This window comes from Alginatibacterium sediminis (assembly GCF_003610775.1).
In the GTDB taxonomy this organism is placed as follows: domain Bacteria; phylum Pseudomonadota; class Gammaproteobacteria; order Enterobacterales; family Celerinatantimonadaceae; genus Alginatibacterium; species Alginatibacterium sediminis.
Window position 1 is genome coordinate 42974 of record NZ_RAQO01000007.1, and the last position, 11703, is coordinate 54676.

At 42.6% G+C, this 11703-nt stretch carries 11 protein-coding genes and 1 pseudogene; 5 read left to right on the top strand and 7 right to left on the bottom strand.

The window, feature by feature from the left end; translation table 11 throughout:
- Positions 1-327: 327 nt before the first annotated feature.
- Positions 328-1848, top strand: coding sequence for a M20 family peptidase (locus tag DBZ36_RS13205; protein ID WP_120355435.1), 1521 nt, complete (start codon positions 328-330; stop codon positions 1846-1848).
- A gap of 94 nt (positions 1849-1942) precedes the next feature.
- Complete coding sequence (locus DBZ36_RS13210) at positions 1943-2551, top strand: DUF3299 domain-containing protein (protein ID WP_120355436.1); 609 nt, start codon at positions 1943-1945, stop codon at positions 2549-2551.
- A gap of 532 nt (positions 2552-3083) precedes the next feature.
- Here the strand turns inward: DBZ36_RS13210 and DBZ36_RS20470 are convergent.
- Positions 3084-3401: pseudogene (locus tag DBZ36_RS20470) on the bottom strand (transposase); the annotation flags it as partial.
- Positions 3402-3742: 341 nt separating this feature from the next.
- Here DBZ36_RS20470 and DBZ36_RS13215 point away from each other — a divergent pair.
- Positions 3743-4378: a carboxymuconolactone decarboxylase family protein gene (locus DBZ36_RS13215; protein ID WP_199711872.1), complete on the top strand. Its 636-nt coding sequence runs from the start codon at positions 3743-3745 to the stop codon at positions 4376-4378.
- 524 nt (positions 4379-4902) lie between these two features.
- Entirely contained in the window at positions 4903-5661 is a 759-nt protein-coding gene (locus tag DBZ36_RS13220) for a hypothetical protein (protein ID WP_120355437.1), read from the top strand.
- Positions 5662-5997: 336 nt separating this feature from the next.
- Here the strand turns inward: DBZ36_RS13220 and DBZ36_RS13225 are convergent, their stop codons facing one another.
- The 6 genes from DBZ36_RS13225 to DBZ36_RS13250 form a co-directional block, all read right to left on the bottom strand.
- Complete coding sequence (locus DBZ36_RS13225; RefSeq protein WP_233558137.1) at positions 5998-6675, bottom strand: NAD(P)H-binding protein; 678 nt, start codon at positions 6673-6675, stop codon at positions 5998-6000.
- 333 nt (positions 6676-7008) lie between these two features.
- Entirely contained in the window at positions 7009-7431 is a 423-nt protein-coding gene (locus DBZ36_RS13230) for a hypothetical protein (RefSeq protein WP_120355439.1), read from the bottom strand.
- Between the two features lie 92 nt (positions 7432-7523).
- The gene (locus DBZ36_RS13235; protein ID WP_120355440.1) at positions 7524-8087 is read right to left on the bottom strand and encodes a Crp/Fnr family transcriptional regulator; all 564 of its coding nucleotides are present in this window, start codon (positions 8085-8087) and stop codon (positions 7524-7526) included.
- A gap of 32 nt (positions 8088-8119) precedes the next feature.
- Entirely contained in the window at positions 8120-8299 is a 180-nt protein-coding gene (locus tag DBZ36_RS13240; protein ID WP_120355441.1) for a DUF2986 domain-containing protein, read from the bottom strand.
- A gap of 122 nt (positions 8300-8421) precedes the next feature.
- Positions 8422-9264, bottom strand: coding sequence for an S-formylglutathione hydrolase (gene fghA / locus DBZ36_RS13245; RefSeq protein WP_120355442.1), 843 nt, complete (start codon positions 9262-9264; stop codon positions 8422-8424).
- A 71-nt stretch (positions 9265-9335) separates the two neighbouring features.
- Positions 9336-10466 carry an S-(hydroxymethyl)glutathione dehydrogenase/class III alcohol dehydrogenase gene (locus tag DBZ36_RS13250; protein WP_120355443.1) on the bottom strand — a complete coding sequence of 377 codons (1131 nt, stop codon included), beginning with the start codon at positions 10464-10466 and terminating at the stop codon, positions 9336-9338.
- Positions 10467-10664: 198 nt separating this feature from the next.
- Between DBZ36_RS13250 and DBZ36_RS13255 the strand changes: the two genes are divergently transcribed.
- Positions 10665-11531, top strand: coding sequence for a LysR substrate-binding domain-containing protein (locus tag DBZ36_RS13255; protein WP_120355444.1), 867 nt, complete (start codon positions 10665-10667; stop codon positions 11529-11531).
- The last annotated feature ends 172 nt before the right edge of the window (positions 11532-11703 follow it).

Genomic DNA, 11703 nt, shown 5'->3' on the forward strand with positions numbered 1-11703 from the left:
AAGTTCAACTTAATTTAAGCTTAGGCGTAAATCACTTACGCCTAAGCTAATTTAGATTGGTCTATGTCTAACTCACTTTTGGACAAAACCTTTACCAATCTCACATCACAGATGTGAACTCGAATAAATTCAGCTGGTGTAACAGCCTTCTAATCGCCTACATGTTCAAGCCTATTTTTCTCATACACTAACGCTTATTAGCTAAAGCTTGCGTCTATTGATGGATGGAGTCCTTCGCTAGAGATTAGTTGAGTTTACGTTGTTCACCTATAGTTACCGCATTAACGAAAACGCAGATTTACTTTTTATCTATTTAAGGCCTAATTCATGACAAAACCATCAAAACTCTTTACTAGTATCGCTTCTGCTTTGGCGCTTACCGCTAGCATTTCGGCTTGGTCTGTTGAGCAAGACTTTAGCTCTATGCAAATGAAAGGTGTCGAGAAAGTTGAAATTCCAGTAGATGTAGAAGGCGCTGCACAGCGCTTATCACGAGCGGTTCAGTTTCAAACTATCTCTAACCAAGACCGTAGTGATTTTGATGAACAAGCATTTCGTGACTATCACCAATTTCTTGAAGAATCGTATCCATTAGTGCACAAAACACTTAAGCGAGAAGAAGTCGGCGACCCACGCCCTTTCAGCTTGATTTACACCTGGGAAGGTAAAGATCCATCATTGCCTCCCGCTATTTTTATGGCACACCAAGATGTGGTACCGATCGCAGAAGAGTCTCGCGATGAATGGAAAGAAGAGCCATTTTCAGGTGTGATTAAAGATGGTTATATCTGGGGCCGCGGTTCTTTAGATGATAAAAACCAACTACAAGCACTGTTAGAAGCCACTGAAATGAAGTTAAAAGAAGGTTTCCAGCCTGAACGAACCATTTTATTTGTATTTGGTCACGATGAAGAGGTCGGCGGGCCAGAGGGAGCCAAGCATGCCGCTGATATCATTGAACAACGCTATGAGAAAATTGCGTTTGTTATGGATGAATCCGCACCACTGGTACCCGGAATTTTCCCTGGCATTCGTGAAAACACGGCATTGATTGGGATTGCTCAAAAAGGGTTCGTTAGCCTAGAGATTGCCATCCACGGAGTTGGTGGACACTCATCACAGCCGGGAGAAGAGTCGAATATTGTCGCCTTAGCCAAAGCCGTTGAGAAAGTTGAAGCTGCACAATTCCCTTACAAAATTCACGATGCTGTAAGATACCAATACCGTTATATGGGTCCAGAGCTTCCAGAAGCGCAACAACCACTCTACAAAGCCGTAGCCTATGGTGACAATGACACTGTCACTGACTTAGAGAAAAACTTCATTGAGGTCATGTCTAAAAATCAGGTTACTCGTGCCATGCTTCACACTACAACGGCAGTAACCATGTTTAATGCCGGCATTAAAGATAACGTGTTACCGCCAGCAGCTACCGCCGTTGTGAACTTTAGACCAATGCCAGGTGACACTCCAGAGGTGATCATTGAACATGTGAAGAAAGCGATCGGTGATGAAAGAATGACTATTCGTGATATCTCAGCGTCAACCCCTGCTACCAATGTTGCGGATCCTAGCGGTTCAGGTTATGCCATGTTGGAGAAAACGATTCGTCAAACTTGGGGTAATGACCTTATCGTATCACCGTTCTTTGTCATTGGTGGTTCCGATTCTAAGCATTTCCAAGCTCGAGACTTTGCCCCAGATGTATACACTATGACGGCTATTCAATTAGAAAGCGTAAAAGAATTCGAAGGCTTCCACGGTGTCAACGAACGTATTTTAGTTGAAGAGTACGGGCGCTCTATTGGGTTCTTCTACCAACTTATGGACAACCTAGAAAATCTATAATTTGAGTTTTATTTACTGATATAAAACGAAACGATGGCTAAGAATTTCTTAGCCATCTATTCATAAGCCCTTATTCTTATTAGAAGATATTGAAATGAAAAATGCATTATTAATTGTTATTGCTTGTTGTTTTAGTTTATTTGCACAAGCCGCTGAAAATGTATCTTGGGAGTCATTAAAACCATTGCAGAATCAATATCAAACTCTTTCTCCTGGGGATAAGGCGCTACTTTCTGAGATATACGCCTATGAAGTCGTTCAAGAGACTCGTCAGTTAAGTCCAATGGAAAACGATGGATACATGCAACGCGTGGCATTGGCTGAAAAGTTTGGCTTAAACGTACGTGAACTGCTTATACAACGAACACAGCAAGCGAGCGAGATTATTACCGATCTTACTATTAACGATATGAAAATCGCTGGTTTTTTAGTTCCGCTTGAAATGGAAGGCTTAGTTGGAATCCAATTTATTTTGGTACCAACCGCAGGGGCTTGCATTCACACGCCGCCCCCACCAGTAAACCAAACGATTTTGGTCGAATTTCCTGAAGGCCATGAATTACAAAGTTTATACACGCCAGTATGGGTAAAAGGAGATATTAAAACAGGGGCTGTTGATACGTCGGTTGCACTTTCTGATGGCTATCAAGATATTCAAACTGGGTACGTCATTAACGCGTCGGATATTGAGCTTTATCACTAGCCGGAGTAACAATTTAAGAAGTTGAATAGTTTACTAGCACGGAGATATTTGACAGCTTTGTATCGCTCTATGTCTCCCCTGCGTGCTCTGCAAATGGTAACACTAAGCATTAAAAGCTTTGGAATCACCTTTGCTAGGTAAAATCAACGAGAATAGTATGTGAATGATAGTCAACCGTTCACAACTTAGGGGGAAAAGCTAGTTAGATGATAGGCTCCTAAATAGCAGAAGATACGACAGCTTTTGGCAAAACCAGCAAATGGATTAGCAGAAACCCTGTTAGAGTTGCTCACCGTAAGTCTCTTTATGGAACCCCATTACACCCATGCTCAACAAAACCCTTTCGTTGAGAGAGCCTTTGATAAAGGGATAACAAGACACCCATGATAAGTTAGTAAAGCACTTCCTCAAAAACAATTGTCCTTTTAGACCATGATGACCTCAGACTTGAACTATGAAATCGTCATTCTTCCCGAATTTAGCCTCTTTTGCTGTATCTCAGCCACAGTAAGTGGACTCAAGCTAGTTAGAGCTGAGTAAGCAAGGTGCCTTTGTGTAGGCTGTGCCAACGTTGTAGATCCTCGTCCATTGACCAACTGATGGCTTGTTATTGATTCACGTGCAACACCAAATGGGTGTGGTTACTCATCACTGCATAAGTACAGGCATCTATCGAAAATATGCCAGCAAGCTTAAGCAGATAATCCTCATCCCACTGGCGACGATGTTCAAAACTGCGCCCACTTACAAGGTCTTCGTCACACAAGTAAGCACGACGTACACAACTCGAAATACAATGGTAGTAAGGCGTATCCGATAAACTAACTTGCTCCTTACGGGGCCTAGGCATCACAGAACTTTATTGATAAAATAGTCACCTAAGCCTAGGCCATCATCCTGAGAGTGACACTATAATGGGTGTCTTGGTCTTTTACACTTGTTTGGTATTTTGCCCAACCCAATTTTGGATAAAAGCTTTTTAGAACAATAGCCTAAGGGCTTTTGAGTAAAATGAGTGGAGTTAGTCGTAATGAGTCAAAGTGTGCAGATATTACCTATTTACTTACTAAGACCGCCAAGTCTCCAGTAGATATTTTCGCCAATTTTTTTAACCCTCTAAATCTGCTTTGCGTAGGTTCTTATATAAATAACATTGATGTCTCAACCATAGTTAACACTCTATGAACAACGATGGAAACAGATATCATATCTGTCAGTAATGACACTTTACAAGTCACCATAGACACGACCGAGGATATGATGTTAGTTAATGAAAAGAATGTGAATGAATACCCAGTATTCATCAGGCCTTTTTTCTGGCGACAGAAGAAAAAATATGGAGAAGTATTAAAACCTGGTTTACTTTGGGGAAGAAGCCCATGGTTATTCTCAACCGTGGCAATGCTTTACGGTGCATTAGACCGAAGACGATCTCCAATCGATCCGGTAATCCGCTCTCTGGTGACAGTCCGAGTATCACAGATTAACTGGTGTGAATTTTGTGTAGACATTAACTCCAAAACATTAATGGAGCGTGCAGGGGCACAAGTTAAAGTAGATCAGTTAGAGTTTTGGCGTGACAGTAATATATACACCCATGAAGAACGTCTAGCGATAGAATATTGTGAAGTCATGACCTATTCTGATCTTCAGGTATCGGATGAATTGGCTCAGAGGTTGAAAGCGGTTTATTCAGAAGATGCCATTGTTGAATTAACGGGTTTAATCGCCTTTCAAAACCTTTCTAGTAAGTTTAATGCTGCGCTCAATGTACCAGCACAAGGCTTCTGTAAGATTCCGGCTCAACCATCAACAACAAATGACTGATAGTCTTGAGGCATGCCCTCTGTGCACAGAAGGACATACAAGTCTCTCAATATCTTTTCGCTTCTTTTAAATTGAAACCTCTTTTATGAGGAGAGGTTTCGATGTTCAGGTGCTATTTGATTGCAAACTCTATATTTTAATAAATACCGATTTTGTCCGCCTATTTATCGTACTAGCCAGTGTTTTGTTACCACTTTCGGATAGCAAAATACTATCAACAACAAAGTTAGGTAAATGATCCTTTGGTGAAATTGTTTCCAATGAATCTAAACAAACAATCGCACGAGTGTGCCACTCTCGTGGTGTCTTGTTATTTCTTTTATTTCTTTTATTTCTTTTATTTCTCGTGTCTATTATGTCTATTTTTTTTACAATTATGATTTTTAATTCTTACCCTATGTTTGTATCTATATAAAACTAAACCCTTTTTTGATGCTGGCTTACTTATTGCTCTATGAAACACGCTTATTTAGAAATGCCGACTAAGAACAAAACTAACTGAATAATTTAATAAAGGGTGCGACGTGAGTATTAGTACTGTTAATTTGGCTTTTGCCAGTATGCTAACACTATTTAGCGGTCTAGTTCATGCGGGCCTAATAATCGACTCAGATGGTCTAGAAAACCTAGAATGGTTTGATTTTAACTTGACCGAAGGACTATCTAGAGTTCAGGTAGAAAACTTAATAGATACCTCTTCCGAGTTTGAAGGCTACAGATATGCCTCTGTTGAAGAAACATCCTTACTTTTTGATACCATTTTTAGCTCTGTGGGGATTAGCGAAAACGCAGACTCTGGGAGTGTTGTACTAAACGACACCAATAGAGGGATTGACTTGCACGACGACTTTGAAATGTTTTTTCAGATCAGCGAAGATAAATTAAGTCGGTATTTCGTAAAAACTGGAATTAATAGTGGTGAGTATAGGTATAAAGTAACCAACTATATGTTGTTCGGCGGCGCATTAACTACAGGTAGATTTAACGAAATTTCGTTAACCCGCCAAACACATTGGGATATTTTTTATGGTACAGATGTAAATACAGCGGAAAGCGTATATAGACATAACGACAATAGCTATGACCCGAGTAACGGTGGCGTAAAGAGTTTCGCCACCTCTATTTGGGACGACCCAAATGAAGTGACCACTAGCCTATTAGTAAAAAGCATTAAAGGGAGCGGTCCTGCTGTAAGTGTTAATGAGTCTACAAGTCTAACCTTTTTTACGATAGCAATCATTGGACTAACTCGCCGCCATTTTAGATTAAAATCTAGGAGCTAACAGAGGCTTTTGGCTAATTATCGCGCTATTGGTTGACCAAATAAAAAGTAGGATATCAAGACACCCATGATAAGTTATTACTTAGAAAAAGCATTGAAGAGGCGCTTAGTAAAACTATTATTTTAGCACAGGGTTAAGGCGGGATTTTTTGGGTTATTGGACTAACTGCCGAGCAAACAATTGGGTAAAAATGAGCTAAGAATCCACCCCAATAATTACAATCAAACCTGCATACCTTGGTTAAAAAAAACGTTGAGGGTCACCATAGCAGCGCGGCATAGAATTCCAGTGATTAGCCTTGTCGATGCAGCGCTTAAATCTCGATTCAACATGTAATTACTGCTTAGATAACTCAATAAACTCGCGCCAATGTAGTATCTCTACGCCCGTCAATTGACTATTTTGAAATAGATTATTAGCCATAGCCGTTCCCAGTCTCGCGCAAGAAATACTGCGATACTTATTGAGACTTCCAACAAGCAATGGGTCAATGAATGGCATCACTGCAAGAACAAGCGCTTGTGAAAATCCGTATCGATTGGTGGGGGTCATAATCATTGATGGATGGAATAAGCTTAATCGCTCAAATCCAAGTGCTTTCAAACCATCTTCTAGCTCCCCTTTAGCGCGTAAATAAAATGACGACGATGTTGGACTCACTCCAACCGAACTTAGTAGTTCAAAATGAGTAATACCTGCCTTTTTACAGGCCGATGCAAACTCTAAAACTGCCATCTTATCAATTTTAATGTAGTCTTCTTTGCTCATTTTTGATGGTTGACCCACACCAAGTGTGCAAATTGCGGTGTCGTGCCCTTTTAAAAACGGCTCGTATGCTTTCGGTGAAAAAATGTCTACTTCATGCTGCACGACAGCCCGACCTACGACATTCTCCGCTTCGCGTCGGCCAAGTAAGGTCAGTTTATTAAGCGATGGCATTTTTGATAAGGCTAATGCGGCGTGATTTCCTACAGCGCCGGTAGCGCCGAGCATAACGATTTTATTGGAGTGCAATGGTTAATCCTTTAGCGACGTAAGACCCAATACCCCGCCGAAATAAGCGCCGGTGATTGAGCTCGAATTCATGGCTTGATTAGCCACCTTTCATTTGCGCTAGTTTAGAACCATTACCAATAAATAAACACAAACAACGCAAACAAATGGTGGGTGAGCCACTTAAGCTTTAAGCATAGCTCACTTCTAAGCGTTACCCTGAACACCGCACAGCAATAATAAAGAACTCTACTCCCATTTAGCCACCTACTTATTACTCCCAACCCAAAGTTCCCAGCTTGCTTGCGTCGTTGCAGACCAAAAGAAACATTGACGGTCGTTAAGCCAAGGGCTTCACGCTCTAGCTTCTTTGGCCTTGGAATAGCTGCCCTGTGATTTGAATAGGCGATAAAAGTAGTTCGCAAACAAGGCCAAAAATACAACATCCCCCATAACAATCATGAACACGATAGGGCCGGCAATGCCCAAGAAATAGAGCTTTAACAAGGTAACAATAAAGCCAAGTTTGCCAATACTACCTGTAATCACAACTCCATAGTGCTTGGCTGGATTTCGAGCCACAAGCAGATATCCAATCACATAGGTTAAGGTAGTGCCCCATGAGCCTTGATATATGGCAAGCATAAGCGGGTCATTGAGTTGCTGATTGAACATAAGCTCAAAGGTAGACTCAGTGTTGAAAAAGCCAAATAACGCGCCGCAGAGATTCCAAACTGACGCAAACAGAAATAAGATAGTAAACGGATGACGAAACATAATCTTGTGCCTATAAAGTAATTGATTAGACGCAAGCATGGATAGATATTGAGACCGAAGCATTTACATATGTAAATAAACAAAAATATAAACTAGTTTTTCCGAATTCGACTTAGTTGTGTGGCAGAAATGCCCAAATACGATGCTATATGATACTGCGGTATTATGTCTTCGAAACCTGGGTGCTCTTGTTTGAATATAGAATAACGCTCTTTGGCTTCCAACAAGGCCATTTCAAGCTGTTTCTTTTCGTTGGCGACAAAGAATCGCTCAGCAATTTTGCGCCGCAGCCGCTCTAACTCGGCGTTATTCTCAGACAAACGCTCAATTGCAGCATAGTTTAATCGCCAAATTGAACAATCACTTAAGGCCTGCTGGGGTAAGCTGTTTTTTTTTTTACTAATCAGCGATGCATACGAACCAATGATAGCCGGAGCGGTAAAAAATGTTTTGTTGTACTCTTTCCCCTGCTTATTGGTGTAAAAAGCTCTTACAACGCCATGTTCTAGAAAAGCGATTTCGGTTGCAACGCAACCTTCGCGAATAAAGAAATCCCCTTTTTTTAACCCATCAGCAACCAGTATCAACTCAAGTTGCGCTAATGTTTGCGCAGATAAGGGGCTAATACTCGTGAGCAATGCCTGAAAAGAATTCATTTAAGGCTTAACCATCTCAACGAAGAGCAAATCTAGTCTTCGGAAGATGATTGGGTTTCTAGTACAAGCTGCTCTTCGGTTTCGAACTCAGCATCCATTTTTGCGCGGTCGGCTTTACTTATATATTTTGGCTTGTTGCTTGTAGCAGACTTAGCATTTTTGCGCTTCGCACGCGCTTTTAAAATTTGATTGGTTTTCTTACGGCGGTTCATTCAAACAATTCTCAAGTGGTTATTTCGTATATGGTAGCAGTTTAGTCCATAGAACCAAATCTGAATCAGTACCAAGGCACTCGCCGTGTGTGGCTGGCAGTGCCCAATTTGGCTCCGTTTCCCTACTCTGCTTGCATATGTTTGGCGTGAAAGTCTAAGTGTTGCGCTATAAAACTGGCGATAAAATAATAGCTATGATCGTAGCCCAATTGGCTTCGATATTGGAGTTGGCTATTGTGTTGCTGAGCTGCTGCTAACAGTGCGTCTGGCTTAAGTTGTTGTTCCAAAAAGTTATCCGCATCGCCTTGATCAATCAAAATGGGCATTTGAGCTTGCGCTCGCTTGAGTAGCTCGACGCTGTCATAAGCTTTCCAAGTGTCACGGTCTGTACCCAAGTAGGCCGAAAATGCTTTTTGTCCCCAAGGAACCTGCATTGGATTACTGATGGGACTAAATGCAGAAATACTGCAATAACTACCCTGATTTTTTAAGCCAATACTCAGCGCGCCATGCCCACCCATACTATGCCCCGCTATCGATTTAACCGACGACACCGGGAAGTTGCTTTCAATAAGGGCCGGTAGCTCCTCAACAATGTAATCGTACATTTGATAGTGCGCAGCCCATGGTTGTTGGGTGGCATTTAAATAGAAACCAGCTCCTTGACCAAGATCGTAGGCTTCGTCATCAGCAACGCCTTCACCTCTGGGGCTGGTATCTGGCGCTACTATTGCGATCCCAAGCTTAGCCGCCGCTTCAAAAGCACCGGCTTTTTGCATAAAGTTTTCATCGCTGCAAGTTAACCCTGACAACCAATAGAGAATCGGTACCGGGCTATCTTGCGCGGCATTTGGCGGCAAGAAGATGGCAAAGCGCATGCCGCAGTTTAGAACTGAAGATTGATGCTGATATTGCTTGTGCCAGCCCGAAAAAACTTTGGCTTGGCTAATATTTTCTAAAGACATGTTAGGTCACCTAGATCGATTCGACATTAAGAATAAGTGGCCGCGGACACGAAGCCACCCTATCTATGGGGTTACTTATCCATATGAATAACGCTGCGGATACTTTTACCCTCATGCATCAAATCAAAGGCTTCATTAATTTTGTCCAAGCCCATGGTGTGGGTAATGAACTCTTGTAAACCAAATTCACCAGCCATGTACTTGTTAACAATTTCAGGCAGCTCTGATCGGCCTTTGACGCCTCCAAATGCACTTCCGCGCCATACGCGACCGGTAACCAGTTGGAATGGTCTGGTTGATATCTCTTGTCCAGCTCCAGCAACACCAATAATCACTGATTCACCCCAGCCTTTGTGGCAACATTCAAGTGCTTGGCGCATGACATCTACGTTGCCAATGCATTCGAAAGAGTAATCCACTCCTCCGTCGGTAAGCGCGACAATATGTTCCTGAATAGGCAGATCCACCTTTTGAGGATTAATCACATCTGTAGCACCTAGTTGCTTGGCCAAATCAAACTTACTTTCGTTGATATCAATCCCAATGATGCGACTAGCCCCTGCCATTCGAGCTCCAATTATGGCTGACAGTCCAATGCCGCCTAAACCAAAAATAGCTACCGTATCACCGGCTTGCACTTTGGCTGTATTTAACACAGCGCCCATGCCCGTGGTCACACCGCAGCCAAGCAAACAAACTTCTTCAAGTGGCGCTTCTTTATTGACTTTGGCGAGTGATATTTCAGGTAGTACCGTGTACTCCGAGAAGGTAGAGCAACCCATATAGTGGTAGATAGGCTGGCCATCAATGTAAAAACGGGTAGTACCATCGGGCATTAAGCCCTTGCCTTGTGTTTCACGCACCGCTTGGCAAAGGTTGGTTTTACCCGATAAACAAAATTTACACTTGCCGCATTCAGCCGTGTACAGAGGGATCACATGGTCCCCTATCTCAACGCTCGTGACGCCTTCACCAATCATCTCAACAATTCCGCCACCTTCGTGCCCTAAAATCGATGGAAATATGCCTTCGGGATCTTCACCCGACAAGGTAAAAGCATCGGTGTGACAAACACCACTGGCGATAATTTTGACCAGCACTTCGCCCTTACGCGGAAGCATCACGTCTACTTCTTCCATTTTTAGAGGCTGATTTGGGCCCCAGGCTACAGCGGCTTTAGATTTTATAAATTGATCAGTCATGTCAGTTTCCTATGCCTTAGCTTTGCAGCTAACGATTGTATGAAAAGTATAGATGATGTTTCCCATGTCACTTCGACATGTCGAATTACGCTTAGTATATATACTTGCACTAGCGTTATAATCCTTCTAAATAGCAAAACATTATTACTCATTTGTAATAATGTTTTGCTGGAATGACTAATCACTATGGGAAACTTCATGGCAAATTGGGATGGCGTAAACGAGTTTGTCGCGGTTGGACAAACGCTCAGTTTCACCAAAGCGGCACTAAAACTGAACACATCGGTGGCCCAAATAAGCAGAAAAGTAGGCGCTTTGGAGTCTCGCTTAGCCACTAAGTTACTCAATCGAACCACTCGCAGCGTGGCCTTAACCGATGCTGGTAAAAGTTATTTCTATCAATGTCAGGCTCTAAATGAAGCACTCGAGCAAGCTGAACTGAGCGTGACTCAAATGCAGCGCACCGTTAAAGGACTAATCCGAATAACCGCCCCGGTCACTTATGGCGAACAAAAGCTGGCGCCCTTGTTGTATTCTTTTTTGCTTCACTACCCCGAGCTGGAGCTCGATCTCCACCTCAGTAATCAAAAGCTCGACATGCATGAACAAGGTTTCGATCTAGCGGTGCGTCTAGGGACCTTAACTGATAGCAGTTTAATCGCTCGCAAGCTGGCACCGCGCCAGCTATTTGTGTGCGCCAGTCCCAATTACCTAAAGGCTCGAGGACAGCCACATACCCTAAATGAATTAAAGCACCATCAATGCCTTGTGGGCAGCGTCAATCAATGGCGTTTTGCTCAAGATCAGAAAACCCGCTTACTTAGCGTCTCCGGTCGGGTGAAGTGCAATAGTGGCTTTGCCCTGCTCAATGCCGCAAAACAAGACCTAGGTTTAGTACAACTGCCCGACTATTATGTCGGTGACGCACTGCGCTCCGGTGCTTTAAAAGAAGTATTAAGCCAATACAAAGACGACCGTGAAGGCGTTTGGGCTCTCTACCCCAGCAAGCAACATCTGTCTTCAAAAGTTAGACTGTTAATCGATTATCTAGTCGCCAATATATAAACATCGAGTCAATTGGCAGGTTTTTTTGTCTACTAGTGATAGTCCATTTGTTTGGGCGTTGTTTCTGCAAGCTCAAGGCTGGCTAACTCGGTCGCCAAGTACACTCTCATGTCAATACCGGCTGAAATACCACGGGAATTCACATACTTGCTTTAGCGTCCCCATTCTTTTC

What these genes read in the sequence shown, in the direction of transcription:
- DBZ36_RS13240 (WP_120355441.1), bottom strand. Translation starts at nt 8,299, where the DNA reads ATGAACCGCCGTAAGAAAACCAATCAAATTTTAAAAGCGCGTGCGAAG.
- DBZ36_RS13215 (WP_199711872.1), top strand. Translation starts at nt 3,743, where the DNA reads ATGGAAACAGATATCATATCTGTCAGTAATGACACTTTACAAGTCACC.
- DBZ36_RS13210 (WP_120355436.1), top strand. Translation starts at nt 1,943, where the DNA reads ATGAAAAATGCATTATTAATTGTTATTGCTTGTTGTTTTAGTTTATTT.
- DBZ36_RS13235 (WP_120355440.1), bottom strand. Translation starts at nt 8,087, where the DNA reads ATGAATTCTTTTCAGGCATTGCTCACGAGTATTAGCCCCTTATCTGCG.
- fghA (WP_120355442.1), bottom strand. Translation starts at nt 9,264, where the DNA reads ATGTCTTTAGAAAATATTAGCCAAGCCAAAGTTTTTTCGGGCTGGCAC.
- DBZ36_RS13230 (WP_120355439.1), bottom strand. Translation starts at nt 7,431, where the DNA reads ATGTTTCGTCATCCGTTTACTATCTTATTTCTGTTTGCGTCAGTTTGG.
- DBZ36_RS13250 (WP_120355443.1), bottom strand. Translation starts at nt 10,466, where the DNA reads ATGACTGATCAATTTATAAAATCTAAAGCCGCTGTAGCCTGGGGCCCA.
- DBZ36_RS13205 (WP_120355435.1), top strand. Translation starts at nt 328, where the DNA reads ATGACAAAACCATCAAAACTCTTTACTAGTATCGCTTCTGCTTTGGCG.
- DBZ36_RS13255 (WP_120355444.1), top strand. Translation starts at nt 10,665, where the DNA reads ATGGCAAATTGGGATGGCGTAAACGAGTTTGTCGCGGTTGGACAAACG.